This window comes from Pseudomonas sp. 21LCFQ02 (assembly GCF_024129895.2).
Lineage (GTDB): Bacteria > Pseudomonadota > Gammaproteobacteria > Pseudomonadales > Pseudomonadaceae > Aquipseudomonas.
On the sequence record NZ_CM178749.1, the window covers coordinates 1,399,741 to 1,421,912 of the forward strand.

Annotated in this window: 13 protein-coding genes; 1 reads left to right on the top strand and 12 read right to left on the bottom strand. The window is 61.9% G+C overall.

The window, feature by feature from the left end; genetic code table 11:
* Window positions 1-88: 88 nt before the first annotated feature.
* The 3 genes from NJC40_RS06600 to NJC40_RS06610 all read right to left on the bottom strand — a co-directional run bounded on the left by NJC40_RS06600 (window position 89) and on the right by NJC40_RS06610 (window position 2,859).
* Window positions 89-829, bottom strand: coding sequence for a GntR family transcriptional regulator (locus tag NJC40_RS06600; protein WP_045485635.1), 741 nt, complete (start codon window positions 827-829; stop codon window positions 89-91).
* A 298-nt stretch (window positions 830-1,127) separates the two neighbouring features.
* A complete protein-coding gene (locus NJC40_RS06605; protein WP_045485637.1) occupies window positions 1,128-2,135 on the bottom strand; it encodes an aldo/keto reductase in 1,008 nt (335 codons plus the stop codon).
* A 31-nt stretch (window positions 2,136-2,166) separates the two neighbouring features.
* Window positions 2,167-2,859 (bottom strand): HAD-IA family hydrolase, encoded by a 693-nt coding sequence (locus NJC40_RS06610; RefSeq protein WP_045485638.1) that lies wholly within the window; start codon window positions 2,857-2,859, stop codon window positions 2,167-2,169.
* A 252-nt stretch (window positions 2,860-3,111) separates the two neighbouring features.
* On the opposite strand from NJC40_RS06610, the gene NJC40_RS06615 reads away from it, so the two are divergent.
* Window positions 3,112-4,596, top strand: coding sequence for a YdgA family protein (locus NJC40_RS06615; protein WP_253142995.1), 1,485 nt, complete (start codon window positions 3,112-3,114; stop codon window positions 4,594-4,596).
* A gap of 159 nt (window positions 4,597-4,755) precedes the next feature.
* On the opposite strand, the gene NJC40_RS06620 is transcribed toward NJC40_RS06615, so the two are convergent.
* The 9 genes from NJC40_RS06620 to tssH all read right to left on the bottom strand — a co-directional run bounded on the left by NJC40_RS06620 (window position 4,756) and on the right by tssH (window position 22,171).
* On the bottom strand, window positions 4,756-5,583 hold the full coding sequence (locus tag NJC40_RS06620; protein ID WP_253142994.1) for a mechanosensitive ion channel family protein: 828 nt from the start codon (window positions 5,581-5,583) through the stop codon (window positions 4,756-4,758).
* Window positions 5,584-5,768: 185 nt separating this feature from the next.
* Entirely contained in the window at window positions 5,769-6,359 is a 591-nt protein-coding gene (locus tag NJC40_RS06625) for a hypothetical protein (protein ID WP_253142993.1), read from the bottom strand.
* Window positions 6,356-10,708 (bottom strand): RHS repeat-associated core domain-containing protein, encoded by a 4,353-nt coding sequence (locus NJC40_RS06630; protein ID WP_253142992.1) that lies wholly within the window; start codon window positions 10,706-10,708, stop codon window positions 6,356-6,358. Before NJC40_RS06630 ends, NJC40_RS06625 begins: the two co-directional genes overlap by 4 nt.
* 31 nt (window positions 10,709-10,739) lie before the next feature.
* A complete protein-coding gene (locus NJC40_RS06635; RefSeq protein ID WP_253117009.1) occupies window positions 10,740-11,174 on the bottom strand; it encodes a DcrB-related protein in 435 nt (144 codons plus the stop codon).
* Window positions 11,175-11,195: 21 nt separating this feature from the next.
* Complete coding sequence (locus NJC40_RS06640; RefSeq protein WP_492180509.1) at window positions 11,196-13,136, bottom strand: type VI secretion system Vgr family protein; 1,941 nt, start codon at window positions 13,134-13,136, stop codon at window positions 11,196-11,198.
* Window positions 13,137-13,175: 39 nt separating this feature from the next.
* Complete coding sequence (locus NJC40_RS06645) at window positions 13,176-13,367, bottom strand: hypothetical protein (RefSeq protein WP_045485655.1); 192 nt, start codon at window positions 13,365-13,367, stop codon at window positions 13,176-13,178.
* A 2-nt stretch (window positions 13,368-13,369) separates the two neighbouring features.
* Window positions 13,370-17,308, bottom strand: coding sequence for an RHS repeat-associated core domain-containing protein (locus NJC40_RS06650; RefSeq protein WP_253142819.1), 3,939 nt, complete (start codon window positions 17,306-17,308; stop codon window positions 13,370-13,372).
* Between the two features lie 30 nt (window positions 17,309-17,338).
* The gene (locus NJC40_RS06655) at window positions 17,339-19,405 is read right to left on the bottom strand and encodes a type VI secretion system tip protein TssI/VgrG (RefSeq protein WP_253142818.1); all 2,067 of its coding nucleotides are present in this window, start codon (window positions 19,403-19,405) and stop codon (window positions 17,339-17,341) included.
* A 90-nt stretch (window positions 19,406-19,495) separates the two neighbouring features.
* Window positions 19,496-22,171, bottom strand: a complete 2,676-nt coding sequence (gene tssH / locus NJC40_RS06660) for a type VI secretion system ATPase TssH (RefSeq protein ID WP_045485661.1) — start codon at window positions 22,169-22,171, stop codon at window positions 19,496-19,498.
* Between the last annotated feature and the right edge of the window lies 1 nt (window position 22,172).

The window sequence follows — 22,172 nt, forward strand, 5'->3', positions numbered from 1 at the left end:
AAATGATAATAAGTCGCATTGTGTTGAGGCCGACAACAATTTGCAACTATTGCAGCGCGCAAGGCGCCCGTCGGAGTGCTCCGGGGGCTCAAGCGTCGACGGTGCCTTGCTTACGTTGGCGTCTGGGCCGGGTTTCAGCTGCCTTGCTCGCCAGATAACGGGTAATGGCGTTGACCGCACGATTGAGGTGGTTATGCAGGGCCTCGACAGTGGCGTCGATCTCCCGGGCTTCGGCAAGGCGCAGCAGTTCCCAATGGTCGTCCTGAACAAGTTTGCCCAGGCCCATGGCGGAAAGATTAAACCGCAGGAAGCGCTCTTCTTCGTTCAACCCGGCCTCGACCAGACGCATCAAACGCTTGTTGGGCGTCTTGGCGTACAGCGCCATATGGAACATGCGGTTGAGCGTACCGATACGGCTGTAGTCGGTTTCTATTTCCAGCTCTTCGATGCATTGGCGCGCCAGAGCGTAGTCCTCGGCATCAAGCAGCGGGATCGACAGGCGCAGCGCCTCGGACTCGAACAGGATGCGCAGCGCGTAGGCGTCTACGGCGTCTTCCGTGATCAAGGGAGCTACTACGGCGCCTTTATGCAATTGGACACGTACCAGCGACTGAGCCTCAAGCTGGCGCAGGGCTTCGCGTACCGGCATGCGGCTGACGCCGAACAGGGTCGCCAGCTCTTGCTGGCGCAATGCCGTGCCGCTGGGCAGGCGGCCGTCGAGGATGGCGCTGCGTAGTTTTTCTTCGATCACGGTTCGGGCAAGGTGCGCCGGCAGCTGCTCGTTGCCCAGCACTTCGTATAAAAAGGCTTCTCTATCGATCTTGCGCATCGCCATATTTCTTTATCAACCTGGCCTAATGGGATCCAATAAATGCACAGCCTGCCAACAGACTAGTCAAAATTCTTCCAGTGGCCATGGAAAACAACGGCCTGAGCCGTCTCAAGTACGTTGATTCGCATACAGGCGTAAAAAACGAGACGCATTCTTCTCATTCAAGGCGCGTTCATCAATATCTCTGGCAGATATTTTAATGTCGCTCGTCGGTCTGATGGATATGAGTATCTACCGACACAGGCGTTATGAAGTGTGGCATCGTGCGGGAGCGAGCCCGCACGGCCACTGTTCGTCAGCGCAGTGGACGCCCTGATACGAAGTGCTGCACATCATTGAAACCCGGCGTCGAGGCATGGCCAGGGGTAACCAGCGAGTCGACGAACGCTTCGTCTTCGGCGCTGATGCGCACCTCAAGTGCCTTGAGGTAGCTGTCCCATTGTTGCTCGGTACGCGGCCCGACAATGGCCGAGGACACCGCCTGGTTGTTCAGTACCCAGGCAATCGCAAACTCGACGATGCCCACGCCCTTCTCGCGGGTGTAGTCCTGAATGCGCCGGGCGATCTGCAGCGATTCGGCGCGCCATTCGGTTTCCAGCAGACGCTTGTCCTGGCGCCCGGCCCGGCTGTCACTGGCCGGGGCTGCATCCACGGCATATTTGCCACTGAGCACGCCACGCGCCAGCGGGCTGTAAGGCACCACGCCCAGGCCATGAAACGCTGCGGCAGGAATCTGTTCCAGTTCAGCCTGACGGTTGACGATGTTGTACAACGGCTGGCTGATGACCGGTTTGTCCACCCCCAGACGCTGAGCGACATTGGCGATCTCGGCGATCCGCCAGCCGCGAAAGTTCGACACCCCCCAGTAACGGATCTTGCCCTGACGAATCAGATCGCCAATCGCCGATACCGTCACCTCCAGCGGCGTGTCGTGGTCTTCCTTGTGCAGGTAATAGATATCGATGTAATCGGTGTCGAGGCGGCGCAGGCTGTTGTCGATGGCGTTGAAGATATGCTTGCGGTTAAGGCCGGCCCGATTGGGCACGCCGTCGCTCGGCCCCACCGCGACCTTGGTTGCCAGCACCCATTCGCTGCGCCGCGCGGCGATGGCTTCGCCGACGATTTCTTCCGAACGCCCGCCGTTGTATACGTCGGCGGTGTCGATGAAATTCACCCCTTGGTCCCAGGCTTTATCAATGATGCGCAGTGACTCCTCGGTGCCGGTTTGTTCGCCGAACATCATGCTGCCCAGGGTCAGGGTGGAAACTTTAAGGCCCGATTGGCCCAGTGTGCGGTAGCTCATGCTCAACAATTTTCCATATGACTGAAGGGGATCAGGTTGGCAGCGCAGGCAAGCCCCATTGCGCCAGCGGCGCCTCACTCAGCGAGCCGAGCACCAGGTCGGCGTGGTGATAGCGATCAGTCGGCATGTTCGGGTCCGGGATGGCCACGGCGAGCATGCCGGCGGCTTTGGCGGCGGTCACGCCAAAGGGTGAGTCCTCGAACACCAGGCAATCGCCCGGCGCTACGCCCAGGCGCTCGGCGGCACGCAGAAAAATGTCCGGGGCGGGTTTGGCGGCTGTCACCTCAGGGTCGTCAGCTGTCACCACGGTATCGAACAGTTCGAACCAGGCTTGGTGCCGGGTGATCTTGGCGTGGTAATAGCGCACCGATGAGCTGGTGCCTACCGCGATGGGAATACGGTGCGCTGCCAGATGCCGGACCAGCGCCTCGGCACCGGGCATTGCCGGGCACTGCGGGAAGCGCTCATCGAGCAGCGGCTGGCGGATCTCCAGGAACTCGTCCACCGAGATCGGCAGCTCCAGGGTGTCGATGATGTAGCCGGAAAAGTCGCGGGCCCCGCGACCGATAGTGTTCTGCTTGATGCTCCAGTCGAAATGCTTGCCATAGCGTCCGGCAATCAGCTCGGTGACTTCGGTGTAGATCCCTTCGGTGTCCAGTAACAGACCATCCATATCGAAAATCACGGCCTTGATCGGCCCGCGCTCGCCCTGCTGTGCACTCATGTGATCGGCCTCTTGTCAGTCCGCAACCAGACTAACGCGTCCATTGCGGCACTGGCTACCCTGGGCCAATTGCAACGAAACACCCGCTAATGTGTCGAACCGCGCATTCAGGCCATGTTCTCGGGCCTGTGGGCGCTGCCGATGTTAATCTTCTCCGGTTTTTCGGCAGGGCATTGCCCGGCCTGGCTCTGCATCCGATAGCGGACAGGGAAGGCCTTTTCCAACCATCAGAACGGACATCTTCAGGTCGATATGAATAAATCAGGTATTGCAGCAGGCGTGATCGTGGCTGTCGGCGCACTGGCCATCGGCGGCGCCTGGTACACCGGTCAGCAACTGCCGGGCGTGCTCAACGAGACCCTGGCCAAGGGCAATCAGGAACTGACCAAGGCTTTTGCCGGCAGCCAGTACAAGGTCGATCTCCAGCTTGAGTCACTGGACAGCGGCCTGTTCAGCAGCACCGCGCGTTATCGTTCGACCGTCCAGGCGCTGGACGAGAATGGCCAGACCCAGACCCTGGAATTCAAATTCGTCGATCATATCCAGCACGGTCCGTTGCCGCTGTCGCGCCTGGCGTCCCTGAAACTGCTGCCGGTCATGGCGGTGAGCAAGGCCGAACTGGAAAAGACCCCCGATGTAGAAAAGTGGTTCGCCATGAGCCAGGGCAAGACGCCATTTCATACCGATGCCAGCATCGGCTATGACCGCTCGGTCAACGGCACCGTGACCTTCGCCCCGCTGCAATACAAGGACACCGACGGCGAATTCAGTTTCTCCGGCCTGACCCTGCTGACCGACGCTTCGGCCGACGCCGACAAGCTCAAGATGACCGGCACCATGGACAGCCTGCAACTCAATGTGCAGTCGCCGGACGGTCCGGTCGCCATGCAGGTCAAAGGCATGAGTTTCGATACCGGCGGCACCAAGGGCAAGGCAGGCTTCTACCTGGGCCACAGCAACGTCAAGGTCGACCAGTTGGTGTTCCAGCCGGTTGGCCGGCCTGCAGTGCAACTGGATAACTTCACCAACACCAACCTGATGCAGGAAGAGGGCGACAAGCTCGCTGCCCAGATCAACTACGATGTGGCAAAGATTTCCTACAGCGGCAAGGACATTGGTGCCGCGCATCTGGGGCTGCGGTTCAGTAATTTCGACGTGGCTTCCACCCGCTCGCTGTATCAGCTGTTCCAGGAAAAGGTCGTGCCTCAGCAACAGGCTGCCGCCGCCGCCGAACAGCCGCTGGAGCTGAACCTCAGCCCTGCCGACCAGGCACTGCTGGACGCCGAAATGCGCAAGCTGCTGGCCGGCAAGCCACACATCGAACTGGAGAAGTTCTCGCTCAAGACTGCCAACGGTGAAAGCCATGCGCACCTGAGCGTCGACCTGACCGACCCGGGTGCATTCGATCAGCCGCAGGACGAACTGCTCAGCAAGAGCCTCGGCCAGGTCACCGCCCGTGTGGTGCTGTCCAAGCCGATGATCCGCGACATCGTTGGCCTGCAAGCCAACCTGCAGGGCGTCACCGACCCGAAAGAAGTGGCCGACCAGGCCAACGCGGTCAGCGACATGGCGGCGGTCATGGCTCAGGGTATGCAACTGGCTAAGGTCGAGGGCGAAAACATCGTCACCAGCCTGCAATACGCCAACAACAGCGTCGACTTCAATGGCCAGAAGATGACCCCGGAGCAATTCGTGGCCTTCATCATGGCCAACTCCGGCGCGCTGGGCGCCCAGTAAGCTTAATGCCAGTATTGTTCGTTTGTGGGAGCGAGCTTGCTCGCGAAGAGGCCAGTAAAACCGGCACATCTGCTGTCGATGTACGCCTGTATTCGCCAGCAGAGCTGCCTCCCACCGGACTGCGCGGGCGTTCACTGATCGGCATTACCCAGTAAGCCGTCACACCGCGCCAGGGCTCTTATGCTCTGGCGCTTTCTCCTGCAACAACCCGCGCAACACCTCCATGGCCTGGTAATACACCGGCCAGTAATGATCGTTATGGCAGAACGAGCGCAGCGTCAGGGTGATGTTGTCGGCGCTGGCGGCTGACAGACGCACTTCGGCCGGCGGCCTGGCCATCACGTTGGGAATGGCCTGCAACTGATCGCTCAGCCGGGCCATGGTCTGCTGAGCATCCACGTCTGCCGGCAAGGTGGCGGTCAGCTCGACGCGCCGATAATCATTGGTCGAGTAATTGATGATGTTGCTCGACAGGATCTTGTTGTTGCTCACCAGCACCCGCACGTTGTCAGCGGTATCAATCTCGGTGACGAACAGGCCGATTTCCTCAACCCGGCCACTGACATCGGCGATGGCAATCACATCGCCGACCTTGAATGGTCGTAACACGATGATAAACCCGCCGGCCGCCAGATTGGCCAGCAACCCCGACCACGCCATCCCGATCGCCAGCCCCACCGCTGCCAGCAGTGCCGCAAAACTGGTGGTCTCGATACCGAAGTAGCCAAGAATGGCCACTACCAGGATGATATTCAGGGTCACGGTCACGAACGAGACAAGATAGCGCAGCACTGTCGGGTCGAACTTCTGCCGGGTCAGCGAGCGTTGCAGCATCCTGACCAGCATCCCGATCGACCAGCGCCCGCCAACCCACAACAGCGTAGCGATCAGCAGCTTCAAGGCGATGGTGGCGCCGTATTGCAACACCAGATTGAGCAGCGCATTGACCTTGTCGGTCCCGATATTGATGACGTTCAATGCATCCACGGTCGCACCTCCACAGGTAAGGCCACACCGGGGCGCGATTGATTGTCATGGCCGACCGGTGCTACGGAACCCTACATTGTGCAAAGTGCGCCGCGAATATCTACTGACAGAACTGACAGGTGGCGAAGTGCTCTATTAGGTATCAACGCGCCTCTTGGCGGGCGGACTGTTTGTCGATGCTGGCATCAGCAGGACTGTTTGAATGTATGGTAGGTATTGGCGGCTGCGTTGAAAAAAACGTAGGCCTGAGAAGTATCGTGACTCAAGTCGCTGACATCCAGTTGCCCCACAAAGACCAAGGGCTTTCCATTCTCGATTGGCCACGCCGGAGCCTGTAACCACTTCGGTGATGTTTTCAGGTAGCGGAATTCGTCCTTGATCTTGTCCTTTAGCCAGGCCTGCAACTCTTTGGGTTTCTGTGACGGAGCCATTTCTAGCAGGCTGGAGAGGTAGCCCGATGACAGGCTCAGCCACTTGGGTTGGACTTTAAGGAGCAGATTGAACAGGTCCTCATATCTCGTGCTTCGCTCATGCTCGACTGCCCGGCTTTGCAAGAAGCTTGATAGTAAGACTTGAGTATTGAATATCGATTCGACATTTGAATAATCCTGCCCAATCGCAAACGTGTACAGGTCAGGCTCTTCGACGTAGTCCGGGAGAGAGAAACCCTCCTGTAAAACGGCAGATAGCGCCGGGTTATCTCGCAACTGGTTTTCGAACTCATCAGGTGTCATCAAAGACTCTACAAACGCTTTTATGATTTCCAACGGTGTCATGGCTTGCTTCCTAAATGTCTGAACTCATCAAGCGCGGCATGTTGTTCACGCGTTACCTCACGTAAATTGCGGGGATTATTGACTTCTCTTCCCCCAAACCGTTGCGGATTGTGATGGTGTAGCTCCATCGGATTTCCGTTCTTGTCCAATGGCGCAGAGCCTCGTTTCATTCGGGCCAGATTGGCCGGGCTGAACTCTGTCGTATTTTTGGTCGCTTCGTGGCGGTTTTTCCAATAACGGGATCTGACGACGTCCCAGGCAGGTGCTTTACCACTGGGCAGTGGCTTGTCGATTGCGTCTCCTCGTTTCCAGCGTTTGAAGCTGGCGCAAGCCCACCCCCACGGATCCACCCACCCAATCGGATTCGGCGCGTACTGATACAGATTGAACCCACCCGCCAACCCAATGGGGTCTGGCGTGGTGAACCTTCCGATATCCGGATCATAGAACCTGAAGGTGTTGTAGTGCAGGCCGCTTTCGCGGTCCAGGTACTGGCCCTGAAATCTGAGGTTCTGCTCCTCCACATAGTAGGGCTCACGCACTTCGCGCAGGGTGTTGCCCCACACCTGGTACTGCGCCTGCCAGACGGCCTGGCCGTCGTGGTCGGTGAGTTGTTCGGGCAGGCCGTTGAGGTCGTTGTGGTAGTAGCGGATACGTTGCTGGTCGCCGCTGCCGTCAATTCGCGCCAAAGGCTCGTAGCTGTCTTCCAGGTACACATACAGGCTGGCCAGGCTGTTCTTCTGTTCTTGCAACAGGCGCAGGCCGTCCCAGATGAAGCGCGTCTCGCCCAGCAGATGGCCGTGGCGGTCGTGTTCGGTTTTGGCGATGCGCCGGCCCAGCGGGTCGTAGTGCATGCGCAGCACATGGCCGTTGTCATTGCGGACTTCGATCAGCCGGTGTTCGGCGTCGTAGGCGAAGCACTGCACGCCGTGGCGGACGCTGCGCTTTTCCACGGTACGGCCGAAGGCATCGTAGCGGTAGCGTTTGTCCTGGTAGGTCAGTACCTGATTGTTGCGCACATAACCCGCGCCGCTGAGCGGGCGGTCGAGCAGGTTGGCAGCAGCGTCCCAGGTGAAGGTTTCGCTGTGCCCGGTCAGGTTGTCCTGACGGGCGACAATGCGTCCGCTGGCGTCGTACTGCAGCAGATCGCGGCGCTCTTGTTGCGGCTGACGATCGCGTTGCAAGCGGCCCACCAGATTGTCGGCCGGGTCGAAGTCGTATTGTTGCTCGGTCGGGGCCGGTAACTGCGGCGGCTGCCCGGCGGGGCGGCGCAAGCGGGCGCGTAGCCGGCCGGCGCGGTCGTACTGGCTGCGGGTGCTGATCCGGCCCTGAGTGCGCAGCACTTCGCGGTGCAGACGGTCACGCTCGAAGTCGCTGATCACCTGGCCATCGAGGTTGATCTGATGCAGATGGCCGCTACCGTAGTACAGCTGGTTAAGCCAGCGACCGTCCGGCAGGCCAGTGCGGGTCAGGTTGCCCAGTTCGTCGTATTCATGGCGCAAGGCGCCAGCACTGCTGTGCTGCTCGCGCATCTGCCCGAGCGCGTCGTAGGCAAAGCCCAGCTTTTGCGTGCGTCCGTCACGGTCTATAGCGCTCACCTCAGCCAGCAGGTCCAGCGGCGTGTAGCGGTAGGCCGTCAGGCCATCGGCGGTGAGCTTGGCTACCAGACGGCCCAGCGCATCGCGCTCGAAGGTCTGCGCCAGTGGCGCCAGCGGCTGTTCGGGCACCAGACTCAATCCGTTGCCATGCGCAGCCGGCAGGTGGGTCAGGCCGATCAGGTTGTCGCGATTGTCGTAGGCGTACTGCCGGGCGCTGCCGTCCAGGTCCTGTTGCTCGATCAGCCGGTCAGCGGCGTCCCAGGCAAACCGGTAGCGCTCGCCATTCTCGTTGCTCAGGCTGTGCAGACGGCCGTAGAGGTCGTAATCGAACTGCACGCGATGGCCCAGCGGGTCGATGCGCTGGCGCACCTGGCCGCGACGGTTGTAGCCATAACGGGTGGTGTGCCCGGCCGGGTCGATGTAGCCGGTCAACTGGCCGCTGCTGTCACGCTGGAACTGCTCGGTCCGGCCGTCCGGCAGCTCGCTGCGCAGCAGACGGCCCTGGGCATCGTGTTCGAACGTGGTCTGTTCGCCAAGGGCATCGGTGATGCTCAGCAGGTAGCCACGGCGGTCGTAAGCGTAGTGGGTGGCGTAGCCGGAACAGTCGGTGTAGGTCAGCAACTGGCCGGTCTCGCTCCAGCGCAGTTGCTTGCTGCGCCCGGTCGCGTCGATGATCTCGACCACCTGGCCCTGACTGTCGTAGCGGTAGCCGGTGCTGTGACCCAACGGATCGGTTTCACGGGTGCAGTTGCCACGCTGATCGTAGCGATACTGCCAGTGGCCGCCAGCCTTGTCGGTTTCACTTAGCGGCAGTGACCAGTGCTCCAGCCACAGAGTCGATTCGGTCTGGCCCAGAGGGTCACAGGTCTCGGTCAGGTTACCGGTTTCGTCATAGCTCAGGCGCCATTGGCCGCCATCGGGGTCGGTCGCGCCCAGCCACTGACGTTCATCGTTCCATTCGAACTGCCAGGTGTGGCCGAGGTTGTCGGTAGCCGCGATGATCTGATGCTGCGGGTTCCAGCGCCGGCTACTGAGCCGGTTCAGGCCGTCACGAATGGTGGTGGTGCCCGCCGCCAGATCGTACTCGAAGGCGTATTCGTCACCCTCGTCGGTCCAGTGCCGCACCACCCGCCATTCGCGCTCCTCGATCATCTCCCACTCATAGAAACAGCGCAGCCCGGTGGGCAACTGGTGCTCGACCATGCGCAGCCCGTCGTCATAGCTGAAGCGCCGCTGCAGCTGGCCGCTGGCATCGCGCACCTCGGCCAGTTGGCCTTGGGCGTCGAGTGTGTAGCTGGCCAGTAGCTCACGCTGTTGATCGGCGAACACACGTTCGATATGGCTCAGGCGCCGTGGCCATTGCAGCGAGTAATGCAGGGCCACGCGCACCTGATCGACGCCGTCACGCAGCCCGCTCAGACGACCCTGGTCGTCGTAGTCGACGAAGATGCGGTTATCGTTGCGGTCGCTGAGCAGGGTCAGGCGTAGCCGGTTGCTGTCCAGCGGTGAGGGTTCGAACAGCCGGTACAGGCCGTCGTCGCTTTCGATCAACAGCTGACCGCGAGCATGGCGTTTGACGCTCAGGCCCTCACCGGCACTGAACACTGCGCCCCCCAAGGGGATGACGCCCATGTCGATGCGCCGGCCCTGTTCGTCGGTGTACACCAGCCGTTCGCCGCCCTGGGGGTGAGGCGCGATCTCGACGCCGATTTCATAGGCCACGCTCCAGCCCGCGCCAAACAGGCCGTCACGGCGCAGGTCATGGCTGTTGTAGAAGCGTTGCCAGTCGATCGGCAATAGACCGGGCAGGGCAAAGTCCAGCTCGTCATCGCCAGCCAGAACCTTGGCGCCAGTGGCGGCATGCACCGGGTTGGGCGAGGCGCTGGTGGCGTTGACGATGGCATTGGTCGCCGTGCTCATCACGTAACTGTTGGCCATGCCCAGCGCCATGCACGGCAGGTTGCTGAGAAACTTGCCCTTGCTGCCCTTGAGCATCATCAGCACCGTGACCGCCAGGCCGATGCCCGGCGTCTTGCCGCTGCGGATCTCGCGTACCGTCAGCTTCTTGCCGCCAATGCGCACATTAGGCGAGATGGGGCCGGCCGACACCACCACGGCTTCACAGGTACTGCGGTCACCACTGCGTACTGCTGGCTGGCTGTTGATGGTGACCTTGTCCGAGCCCTCGGCCAGATACTGTTCGGGCATCGGCGGGTGCTTGCTGCACAGCACTTTGTCTTCGGGCAGCGGTTCGGCACCGGGGGCGGGGCTTGCCACTGTGGGCCGCCACATCTGGGAAAAGATGCTCTTGGCCATGTCCCAATAACTGGTCTCGGGCGGCTCGCCTTGCTGCTCGGCAATCTGCACGCCAGGCGGAATCCAGCCGGCAGCGCGGGCGGCAGGCAGGTTATTGGTTTTGGTGTTGTGCGAGCCCGTGGCGATGGTCGCCTGGATACTGGGCGGGAACAGCCCGTTGCCGATGCTTTCGCATAATCGCGACAGCCCCGTGTCCGCTCCGGTCTTGGCCATCACCACGCCGACCACCAGCCCGACCACCGCGCCGAGCACGCAGGCTCCGATGCCGCCGGTGGCGACGGTAATCCCGGTAGCGGCAACCACTGCGGCGGTGGCCAGTGCGCCAATCGCCACGTGGGCGGCCACTTCGAGCACGCCGCCGACGATATCGGCCATCATCGAGCTGTGTTCCAGACCGTCGCCCAGCCGGGCGGCCCAGATGGCGGCGTCAGACATGATCAATCATCCCTGTACGGTCCGGGGCCGATCAGCCGAGGGCGGCGAAATCAAGCGACTGCTTGATACCCGTCCACTGCGCCACTTCGGCCGCGCCCAGCGGCTGTGCCTTGACGTAGCTCAGGGCGAGCATGCGCCGGGTGCCGGGCAGTACCAGCGCCAGTTGAAACTGATAGACCCGCTCGTTGCCCTTGCTGAACTCGCTGCGCAGCTCGATGGCTTCGACTTCCTGCTGCTGGCCGACCTGCACGGTTTGCACCGGGTCGTGGCGCAGTTCCTGAACCTGCTGGCCGAGGCGCTCCAGCTGGGTGGCGAAGTTGCTGTGCAGGGTCTCGCCCTCGGCCAGCAGGCTGCGGCTGACGATCAGCGAAGTGCCCAGCTCGCCGAACTTGAGGATATTGATGGTCGCGTCCTGCAGTTGCTGATCAGGCAGGGCGAAGCTCAATTCATTGATGCGATAGGTCATGAAGCCGGGTTCCTGTTCTGGTTACTGACTGCCTTCAGGCTTGGGAAACATCTGCTCGACTGCGGCGTCGATCTGACCCTTGACGCCCTGGCCGTCGGCCTCGGTGCCCGAGCCGCTGCCGTTGTTCAGGTGCAGGATTTTTCCTGTGTTGAACAGCGCGGTGTCGCTGGCGTAGAAGTTGATGTTCACCCCGGTCAGGTTGATCTGGCCGCTGGCATTGAGTTCCAGCACGCTTTTGCCGCACACCAGGCGCAGGTTTTCACCAACCTCGATCAGGTAGCTGCGGCTGATGCTGTCGGTCTTGGTCGAGCCGACCAGCAGAATGTCGTCGTTTTTGACCGCGCGCAGGCGATCAATACCGATGGTCACGGTCTCGTTCTTGTCCACGGTCTTGGTGCGGTTGGCGCCCACCCAGTGGCTCTCGTCGTTCTCGACCTCGATGTCCTGATTACGCTCGGCATGGATGAACAACTGCTCCTGACCCTTCTTGTCCTCCATGCGGATTTCATTGAAGTTGGCCGGCGTGCCGCCCTTGCTGGAGCGGCTTTTGATGCCGCTTTGGGTGGCATTGGCGGGCAGGTCGTAGGGCACCGTCTGTTCGGCGTTGTACACCCGACCGGTGATGATCGGCCGGTCCGGGTCGCCTTCCAGAAAGCTGACGATCACTTCCTGGCCGATGCGCGGAATCTGCATCGAGCCCCAGTTCTTGCCGGCCCACGATTGCGAAACCCGAATCCAGCACGAGCTGTTCTCGTTGGACTGATCGTGCCGGTCCCAGTAGAAATGCACCTTGACCCGGCCATATTGGTCGGTCCAGATCTCCTCACCGGCCGGCCCGACCACACGGGCGGTCTGCGGCCCCTGGACCAGTGGCTTGATGGTTGTAGCCAAGGGCTTGAAGCTCTGCTGGGCGTCGATGCAGGTCAGCCCCACCTCGAACTGCAAGCCGCCGCCGTTGCCGCTCTCCAGGCTTTCCTGGGCGATGTAATAACGCCCGGCGACCACCAGGTATTCACGGTTCTGATCCTGGCGGCCAAAGCCGGTCAGGCTGAACAGGTTCCCGGCACCGGGGCCGCGGGCATTGCCGCTCAGCTCGACCCGTTCATGCAGGCTTTGCAGGGCTTCCAGACGAGTGCGGGCATAGTGCTCGCCGTCCTGGCTCTGCACGTAGGCGCCGGGATAGTCGTACAGCGGGTAATCACCGGCGCTGTGCGGGCGCGGCATGGCCGAGCGCACTTCCATACGGGCGCTGGGCCGTTCGAAGTCGTAGTCGTTAAGCTCCAGCGAACCGGGCTGCACCTCCTGGGCCAGCCGCCAGTCATTGAAGTGGTCGCGTTCACGGTGTTGGCCGTCAGGTGGAAAGTACGGCACCGAGGCGTAGCCGGGCGCCGACTGATGCGCGCCGTAGGCGTCGGCCAGCACCAGCACATGACGGTCCTGCTCGTGGCGGAAAAAGTAATAGATGCCCTCGTGTTCCATCAGCCGGCTGACAAAATCCAGGCTGGTCTCGCGGTACTGCACGCAGTATTCCCACTCGCGATAGGGACGGCTCAGCGCGTCTTCAAAATCAGAAAAACCCAGATCACGAAACACCTGCTTGATGATCTGCGGCACGCTCAGGTGCTGGAAGATCCGGCAGTCCGAGGTGCGACTGAGCAGCCACAGCCAGGGCCGCAGGGTCACCTGATAACTGGCGAACTGGCCACGGTCGGCGTTCTGGCTGCAGCGCGCGACGATGCCATGAAAGTAACGCTGGCCACCGCCGCCCAGCTGCACCGACAGGCTCATGGGCTTGCCGAGCAACTGATTGAGGTCCAGCGCACCGTCCTTGGAAGTCAGTTGCAGCTCATAGTTGAACAACCGGCCCAACTCATCGCCACCGCTCATGTCCTTGAGCAACAGCACATCCGGCCCGAGCGGGCTGGTGACTTGGGTCATGCGGGTCAGTTGCTGAAAGCTCATGGCGGTGATCTCGTTGGTTATCTTCGGTTCAGGGCTGGGTCACGGATCCAGCCACGTATCCCGAATACCTTTGGAGCGTCGGTACAGGTACAACCCGATTCGTGCAGCCAGCATCAACGTGATGACGATTCCGGCTGGCCACCAGCTATTGGGCAGGTACCTGTCCAGAACGCTGTAGAGAATTGCGAACGGCAGGCCAACCACGAACACGATCAAGAACTGCTTAAGCATGGTTATTCACACTCATCTTTTTCTCCTTCCCCGAACAGGCACTTGCCTACGGCTTTGGCTGACTGCCAGCCTGCCTGGGTCGCTACGGTTTCTTTGATGGTCTTGGCATGGGCGGCTTTGCGTGCTGCCAGCTTGGCCGCACGGTTGGCGGTATTGGCAGCCTGACCTGACAGGGACTTGATGGCTTTACCGGATTTCCACACGACCTTGGCTGAGTCCTTAAGGCCGGGCGCGACGGTGCTCACGGCCGCTGAGACGGCCACTTCTCCCCAATCGATATCAATGCACCGCAGCTTGATGTCCATCAAGCTGCGGTCGTTGTCCCAATTGTCTTTGACCTGGCCCAAGACCTGTTTGCCGGCCTGTATTCCGGCATCAGCGGCGCCCCCCATCGCGGCCTTTAGCAAGAGCCCGCCAATGATCACCAGCGGCACGAACAACCCGCTTGGGTCATACGCTACCGAAGGCGCATTCAGGGCATAGGTGTAGGCATTCGGCCCGCCGCGAAAACCGATCGGGTCCTGGCTGGCATAGCGGCCGGCTTCGGGCAGGTAGTAGCGATGGCGGTTGTAATACAGGCCGCTTTCTTCGTCGTGGTACTGGCCCTGAAAACGAATCGGCTGGTCGGTTGCGCCGTTTTGTTGCGTCACCGCCTGCCAGTCATCATTAAGAGCCTGCCAGACCACTTGACCCTGTTCGTTGCTCAGTTGCAGCGGCGTGCCGATATGGTCGGTGTGAAAAAACTGCAGCGCCGGTGCCCCCAGGGCAGGCTGACACTGTGCGGGCAGCGGCTGGTCGGCTGCGGCCATTTCGCGCCGCAGGGCCAACAGGTCCGGGCTGTCCGGCTCGCGGCTTTGCTCGATGCGCATGAGCGGGATAAAGCTGTCGGGCTCATGCACGGTGGTGCGCAGCAGGTTGTCGAACACCTCGGCGCACTGACGCTCGCCATCCCAGCCAAAGCGGATCACCTGCTGCTCATCACCTTGCAGCAGGTGCTTGGCGATGCGCCTGGAAAAAGCGTCATAGCGGTAACGGGCCTGGGTGATGGCGCCGTCAGGACCCTGGCGGGTGACACCGATCAGGCGGTTGGCGCCGTCGTATTGCAGGTGCAGGCGTTCACCGTCAGGCGCGGTACGGGCGATCAGATTGCCCTGGCTGTCGAAGTGGTATTCGTAGCCTTCAAGGCGGCCGACGCGATTGCCTGTCCATAAGCCGGCTGGCGCACTCTCGGCTTGGCTGAGTTGCGAGCCGACATAGCCTGAGCGGTACAACTCGTTGTGGGCGTAGTGCTGTTGCCGGTCACCCGTGCCGTCTGGTCCAGTGTCGAGGCGGTTGCCTGCCGGGTCGTAGCGGTAAGTGCGGGGCAGTTCGCTGCCGTGCTGGCTGGAACTCAATCTGCCGCTCAGGTCGTAGCGGTAGTGCAGGTCGGGCCTCAAGTTGTCGTTGACCCGCAACAACTGGCCCAGCGAGTCATAGCGATATTGGCGCTGCCAGTTATCGGCGCCGGCCAGCGTCGAGCGGCTGGCAGTCAGGCGGCCCACAGCGTCGAGTTCACGGTGCTGTTCGAGCAGCGCCTGGGGCTTGCCCTGCAGGCGCACTTCGCGGTGCAGCTCGCGGTGCAGGCTGTCGCGTTCGAACGCCATCTCGACATGGGCGGCGAGCACACCATGCAAATGCCCCGAGCCGTAACTCAGCCAGGTCACTGGCGGGGCATCGCCATACTGGCTGGTCTCGCGCACGCCCAGCGGATCATGCTGATGGGCCACACTGTAAACCCAGCCATCGCTATGAATCTGGCTTTCCAGGCACAGGTTGCCAGCCTCGTCATAGGCCAGCCGCACTTCGCAATCCGGTCCCTTGACCATCGCCAGGCGGTCGTCAGGCAGCCAGTTGTAGTGTTCCGTAAAGGCCTCGCTGCTGGCGGTCGCTGGCAGGTGGCGGCAGATCAACTGGCTGTCGCGGTTGTACTCAAAGTGCGTCTCGCGGCCTTCGGCATCGATCCGGGTGAGCAGCTCATCGGCCTGGTTGTAGCGGTACTGCTGGCGGCGGCCATCGAAGCCGGTTTCTTCGATCAGGCGGTCCAGCACGTCGAAGCCGAAGCAGGCCTGTGCGCCGTTCTGGTTGGTCAGCATGCACAGCCGGCCGGCAGCGTCGTAGCTGTAGTGCAGGCTGTCACCGGCCGCATCGCTGGCTTGCAGCAGGCGCCCGGCGCGGTCCCAGACGAAACGTGTGGCGTGCCCATGGCTGTCGGCGATCAGCGTCTGCCGGCCTTGCGGGTCGTAGTCGTAGACCAGGCGGGTGCCGTCCGCCAGGTTGACCTCGATGACCTGCCCGAGCCGGTTGTAGCCGTAGCGGGTGCTGTGGCCTGCCGGGTCAGTTTCAGTCAGCAGGCGGCCTTCGCCGTCGTATTCATAGTGATGGGTCTGCCCCGAGCAGTCAGTGACACAGGCCGGCAACCCCAGACGGTTCCATTGCACCCGTTTCACGCCACCCTTGCTGTCGGTGATCCGGGTCGCGCGGTCTGGCAGGGCGGGATCATCGTAGCTGTAGTGGATCGTGCCGTTGGGGCTGGTCACGCAGGTCAGGTTGCCGGCCGCATTGCGTTCGAAGCTCCAGCGCCGGCCCACCGCGTTGACCAGTTCCTTGAGCAGCCCGGTCTCTTCATCAATCGTCTGGCGATAGTGCTTCTTGCCCGGTGATTGCTCGGCCAGCACCCGGCCCTGACCGTCGAGGCGCCGCCGTGACTCGCGGCCCAGCGGATCACGCATGGCCACCTGACGGCCATAGATGTCATGTTCGAATTGCGTGCGGCTGCCATCGGCGCGCACCAGCGCGGTCCAGCGGCGCTCGCCGCCCTGACCGCTGAACTCATAGCGCTCGACCCGGCCCAGGCTGTCGATCACGTCGGTGGCGTCGGGGTAATAGCGAAACTCGCGGGTCAGGCCGTCGGTTTCGATCTGTTTCAGCACCCGGCCATGGGGCTGCGTCACGTCCCACTCATAGCGCACCTCCAGGCCGCCCGGTTCGCCGTGGGCGACCATGATGTGGTTGCTCCAGGCGAACACCCGGACCACTTCGCCAATGCGGTCGCGCACGGCAATCAGGTCGCCGCTGGCATTGAACTGATAGCGCACCAGCCAATCGTTGCCGCTGGCCTGCGGGTCGAAAAACTCCGGCACCGGGCCGTTGGGGTTGGCGAGGATCACGCCGCACAAACGTATGCCGTCATCCTCGGCACTGGCTTGGCAGGCCTGCTGATAGACCAGCACATAACTGCGCCCGGCGCTGTCACGGATGTTGCTCAGAAAGCCCCGTGGGCTCCAGTTGAACAGGGTCTGGTAGCCACTGCGGCCAAAGGTCGAATGCAGGCGCCAAAGGTCGTCGGCCTGGCGCATGAAGCACAAATGGCTGTTGCCATTGAGCACCACGACCACGTTGGGGTTGTGCTGCAAGGTGGCAGGCACTCTCGCCCAGCGGCCTGACCAGGGGGCTTGCGGGGTTTGCGGGTCAAAAGCCGCGCCGCGGCGCAGCCAGAGTTGCTCACTGCCTGAATACCACTGCTTGCCCGGCTCCAGCGCCGCAAAGCGAATCCGCCGGCCCTGGGCGTCGGTCAGGGTGCAGCTTTCGCTGTCCAGCTCCAGCAGCATGCTTTCGCCGGGCAGCGACCAGCCCTGGCCGAGCCGGCTGATGCGCGGATTACTCGACAGGTAGCCACGGCTGAAGGTCAGGGTGTCCGGTGCCGCCAGAGCAAAGTCGACTTCTTCGGGCAACAGTTTGCAGCCCAGCATCGGGTTGACCGGCTGGCCGACGAAGGGCACACAGGCCGAGGCGCGGTCGGCCAGGCCTGACGCGACACTGCCGACGTGCACGGTCGGCGAGCCGGTGGCAATCACGTTGCCGGAGACTTTTTCACCGACATGCGAAACGGGAAGGCCGCTCATGACGCTATTCCTGGTTGTCCATGCTGTAGATCAGCAGTTGATGTCGACATTGGGCGAAAGAATCTCGATTTCGTTAGCCGTGATACGAATGGTGCTCTGCCCGCAAGCCAGGCGAATTTCCTGGTCGGCAGTCAGCTCGATGACCTTGCTGCCCAGCTTGATGGTCTTGCCGTCCATGTTGATCGTCGAGCCGTCGTCAGTGCCGCCGACACTGAGGGTGTAGGCCTCGCCTACCGAGGTGGATTTCTTTTTCAGCACCTGGGTGGTCTGGCTCATGCCGACCAGGGTGTTCATCATCATCCCGACGTTGAGGCTGTAGCCGAAGCCGACGTTTTCCATCCGGCCCATGCCGACGTTCTGCAAGGAGGCCATGAGGATGGTTTCCGATTTGTTCATGCCGATCTTCACGGTCTCGTTGCGATCAACCGTCTTGCTGCGGTTGGCATGCACGGTGATGGTTTCGTTGTTATCCACGGTCTCGGTACGGTCGTGCTTCACATGCACGGTTTCGTCATGGTCGATGGTCTTGCGCCGGTCATGCCCGACCCAGTGGGTTTCGTCGTTCTCGACCTCGATGTCCTGATTACGCTCGGCATGGATAAACAACTGCTCCTGACCCTTCTTGTCCTCCATACGGATTTCATTGAAGTTGGCCGGCGTGCCGCCCTTGCTGGAGCGGCTTTTGATGCCGCTTTGGGTGGCGTTGGCGGGCAGGTCGTAGGGCACCGTCTGTTCGGCGTTGTACACCCGACCGGTGATGATCGGCCGGTCCGGGTCGCCTTCCAGAAAGCTGACGATCACTTCCTGGCCGATGCGCGGAATCTGCATCGAGCCCCAGTTCTTGCCGGCCCACGATTGCGAAACCCGAATCCAGCACGAGCTGTTCTCGTTGGACTGGTCATGCCGGTCCCAGTAAAAATGCACCTTGACCCGGCCATATTGGTCGGTCCAGATCTCCTCACCGGCCGGCCCGACGACACGGGCGGTCTGCGGCCCCTGCACCAGCGGTTTGATGGTGCTCGCCAGCGGCTTGAAGCTCTGCTGGGCGTCGATGCAGGTCAGCCCGACCTCGAACTGCAAGCCGCCGCCGTTGCCGCTCTCCAGGCTTTCCTGGGCGATGTAATAACGCCCGGCGACCACCAGGTATTCACGGTTCTGATCCTGGCGGCCAAAGCCGGTCAGGCTGAACAGGTTCCCGGCACCGGGGCCGCGGGCATTGCCGCTCAGCTCGACCCGTTCATGCAGGCTTTGCAGGGCTTCCAGACGAGTGCGGGCATAGTGCTCGCCGTCCTGGCTCTGCACGTAGGCGCCGGGATAGTCGTACAGCGGGTAATCGCCGGCGCTGTGCGGGCGCGGCATGGCCGAGCGCACTTCCATGCGGGCGCTGGGCCGTTCGAAGTCGTAGTCGTTAAGCTCCAGTGAACCGGGCTGCACCTCCTGAGCCAGCCGCCAGTCATTGAAGTGGTCGCGTTCACGGTGTTGGCCGTCAGGTGGAAAGTACGGCACCGAGGCGTAGCCGGGCGCCGACTGATGCGCGCCGTAGGCGTCGGCCAGCACCAGCACATGACGGTCCTGCTCGTGGCGGAAAAAGTAATAGATGCCCTCGTGTTCCATCAGCCGGCTGACAAAATCCAGGCTGGTCTCGCGGTACTGCACGCAGTATTCCCACTCGCGATAGGGACGGCTCAGCGCGTCTTCAAAATCAGAAAAACCCAGATCACGAAACACCTGCTTGATGATCTGCGGCACGCTCAGGTGCTGGAAGATCCGGCAGTCCGAGGTGCGGCTGAGCAACCACAGCCAGGGCCGCAGGGTTACCTGATAACTGGCGAACTGGCCACGGTCGGCGTTCTGGCTGCAGCGCGCGACGATGCCATGAAAGTAACGCTGGCCACCGCCGCCCAGCTGCACCGACAGGCTCATGGGCTTGCCGAGCAACTGATTGAGGTCCAGCGCACCGTCCTTGGAAGTCAGTTGCAGCTCATAGTTGAACAACCGGCCCAACTCATCGCCACCGCTCATGTCCTTGAGCAACAGCACATCCGGCCCGAGCGGGCTGGTGACTTGGGTCATACGCGTGAGTTGCTGGAAATTCATGGATCTCTCGTTATGTAAAAACCTGTAGGAGCAGCTTTAGCTGCGAAGTCATGCAGCCTTCGCGGCTGAAGCCGCTCCTACAGCGGCAGGTCATGGCGTCTCGGCGAATTCATAATGCAACTGCCCGTCGCGCTGGCTGATCCGCACGCCGGCCAGCGGCTGGCCTTCGAGCATGCGGGTCAGGAACTCGCGGCTCATGTCCGGCAGCAGGGTGTTGGTCAGAATGGCGTCGATCATCCGTCCGCCGCTTTCGGTCTCGGTGCAGCGCGAGACAATCAGGTCGATCACGCCGTCGTCGTACTCGAACGGCACCTTGTGGGTGCTCTCCACGCGCTTCTTGATGCGCCCCAGCTGCAGGTCGGTAATCGCCTTGAGCATGCTGTCGCTGAGCGGGTAATACGGGATGGTCACCAGCCGACCGAGCAGTGCCGGCGGGAAAATCTCCAGCAACGGCTGGCGCAGGGCCTTGGCGATGTCTTCCGGGTCCGGGACGTTTCGGGCGTCCTGGCACAGGTCTGCGATCAACTCGGTGCCGGCGTTGGTGGTCAGCAGAATCAGGGTGTTCTTGAAGTCAATCAGCCGGCCTTCGCCATCTTCCATCACGCCTTTGTCGAACACCTGGAAGAACATCTCGTGTACGTCAGGGTGGGCTTTTTCCACCTCATCGAGCAGCACCACGCTGTACGGCTTGCGGCGCACGGCTTCGGTGAGCACGCCGCCTTCGCCATAGCCGACGTAGCCCGGCGGGGCGCCCTTGAGGGTCGAGACGGTGTGGGCTTCCTGGAACTCACTCATGTTGATGGTGATGACGTTCTGCTCGCCGCCGTACAGTGCTTCGGCCAGCGCCAGGGCGGTTTCGGTCTTGCCCACCCCGGAGGTGCCGGCCAGCATGAACACGCCAATCGGCTTGCTCGGGTTATCGAGCCCGGCGCGCGAGGTCTGGATGCGCTTGGCGATCATCTGCAAGGCATGGTCCTGGCCGATGATGCGTTTTTTCAGGTGCTGGTCGAGCTTGAGCACGGTTTCCAGTTCATTGCGGGCCATGCGTCCAACCGGAATACCGGTCCAGTCGGCGACCACCGAAGCCACTGCCTGATAATCCACGGTCGGCAGGATCAATGGGGTTTCGCCTTGCAGTTCGCTCAAGCGCTGTTGCAGAGCGACCAGTTGCCCGCGCAGCTCATGGCTCTGCGCGCTATCGATTTCACTGTCCACCACGCCAACGCTTTCGCGCAGCTGTGCACGCAAGGCCAGCAGTTCATCGACCAGCGCCTTCTCGTCGGCCCAGCGTACTTCGAGGCCGGTCAGGCGCTCGCGCTCGCTGTCCAGCAGCCCCTGAACGGTACTTTGCCGGGTGCCGGTATCCACCCCGATGGCATGTTCGCGGGCGATGATCTGCAGTTCGGTCTGCAGCGCCTCGATCCGCCGACGGCTGTCGTCGACCTGGGCCGGCACCGCGTGCAGGCTGATCGCGACCCGTGCGCAGGCGGTGTCCAGCAGGCTGACCGATTTGTCTGGCAACTGGCGCGCCGGTATGTAGCGGTGCGAGAGTTTGACCGAGGCCTCCAGGGCTTCATCGAGGATCTGCACCTGATGGTGCTGCTCCATGGTCGACGCTACGCCACGCATCATCAGCAGCGCCTTGTCTTCGGACGGCTCGTCGACCTGTACCACCTGAAAGCGCCGGGTCAGGGCCGGGTCTTTCTCGATGTGCTTCTTGTATTCAGCCCAGGTGGTGGCGGCCACAGTGCGCAGGCTGCCACGGGCCAGGGCCGGCTTGAGCAGGTTGGCAGCGTCACCGGTGCCGGCCGCGCCTCCGGCACCGACCAGGGTGTGCGCTTCGTCGATGAACAGGATGATCGGCTTGGGCGATGCCTGTACGTCTTCAATGACCTGACGCAGACGCTGTTCGAATTCGCCCTTCATGCTGGCGCCGGCCTGCAACAGGCCGACGTCGAGGCTGCGCAGCTCGACGTCCTTGAGTGCCGGCGGCACATCACCGGCGACGATGCGCAGGGCAAAGCCTTCCACCACGGCGGTCTTGCCGACCCCGGCCTCGCCGGTCAGGATCGGGTTGTTCTGCCGGCGGCGCATGAGGATATCCACCAGTTGGCGAATCTCTTCGTCACGCCCGACGATCGGGTCCAGCTCGCCGTTGCGTGCCTGCTCGGTGAGGTCGATGGTGAATTTCTTCAGCGCCTCCTGCTTGCCCAGAGCACTGGGCGCCATCGCGCCGCTGGCTTCGCCCGGTGCGCCGGCATTGAAGCCGTCGGTGGCGGCCAGGGCATTTTCCGGCGAGTCGCCGACGTATTCGTCGAAGCGTTCGGTGAGGCTTTCGATTTTGAGCTTGTTGAATTCAGTCGACAGTCCCAGCAGCGCGTTGCGCAGGCTTGGGGTCTTGAGAATGCCGATCACCAGATAACCGGTGCGCACCTGGCTTTCACCGAACATCAGGCTGCCGTACACCCAGCCGCGCTCGACGGCTTCTTCGACATGCGACGACAAGTCAGTGATCGAGGTCGAGCCGCGTGGCAGGCGGTCCAGCGCGTCAGTCAGGTCACGGGCCAGGCGTGCCGGTTCGACATTGAACTGCCGGATGATGCGGTGCAGGTCCGAGTCCTGCAATTGCAGCAACTGATGCAGCCAGTGCGCCAGCTCCACATAAGGGTTGCCGCGCAGCTTGCAGAACACCGTGGCGGCTTCGATGGCCTTGTAGGCGACGCTGTTGAGTTTGCCGAACAGCGCGGCACGACTGATTTCACTCATA

What these genes read in the sequence shown, in the direction of transcription:
- NJC40_RS06610 (WP_045485638.1), bottom strand. Translation starts at nt 2,859, where the DNA reads ATGAGTGCACAGCAGGGCGAGCGCGGGCCGATCAAGGCCGTGATTTTC.
- NJC40_RS06650 (WP_253142819.1), bottom strand. Translation starts at nt 17,308, where the DNA reads ATGAGCGGCCTTCCCGTTTCGCATGTCGGTGAAAAAGTCTCCGGCAAC.
- NJC40_RS06600 (WP_045485635.1), bottom strand. Translation starts at nt 829, where the DNA reads ATGCGCAAGATCGATAGAGAAGCCTTTTTATACGAAGTGCTGGGCAAC.
- NJC40_RS06655 (WP_253142818.1), bottom strand. Translation starts at nt 19,405, where the DNA reads ATGAATTTCCAGCAACTCACGCGTATGACCCAAGTCACCAGCCCGCTC.
- NJC40_RS06605 (WP_045485637.1), bottom strand. Translation starts at nt 2,135, where the DNA reads ATGAGCTACCGCACACTGGGCCAATCGGGCCTTAAAGTTTCCACCCTG.
- NJC40_RS06630 (WP_253142992.1), bottom strand. Translation starts at nt 10,708, where the DNA reads ATGTCTGACGCCGCCATCTGGGCCGCCCGGCTGGGCGACGGTCTGGAA.
- NJC40_RS06640 (WP_492180509.1), bottom strand. Translation starts at nt 13,136, where the DNA reads ATGAGCTTTCAGCAACTGACCCGCATGACCCAAGTCACCAGCCCGCTC.
- NJC40_RS06625 (WP_253142993.1), bottom strand. Translation starts at nt 6,359, where the DNA reads ATGACACCGTTGGAAATCATAAAAGCGTTTGTAGAGTCTTTGATGACA.
- NJC40_RS06615 (WP_253142995.1), top strand. Translation starts at nt 3,112, where the DNA reads ATGAATAAATCAGGTATTGCAGCAGGCGTGATCGTGGCTGTCGGCGCA.
- NJC40_RS06635 (WP_253117009.1), bottom strand. Translation starts at nt 11,174, where the DNA reads ATGACCTATCGCATCAATGAATTGAGCTTCGCCCTGCCTGATCAGCAA.
- NJC40_RS06645 (WP_045485655.1), bottom strand. Translation starts at nt 13,367, where the DNA reads ATGCTTAAGCAGTTCTTGATCGTGTTCGTGGTTGGCCTGCCGTTCGCA.
- tssH (WP_045485661.1), bottom strand. Translation starts at nt 22,171, where the DNA reads ATGAGTGAAATCAGTCGTGCCGCGCTGTTCGGCAAACTCAACAGCGTC.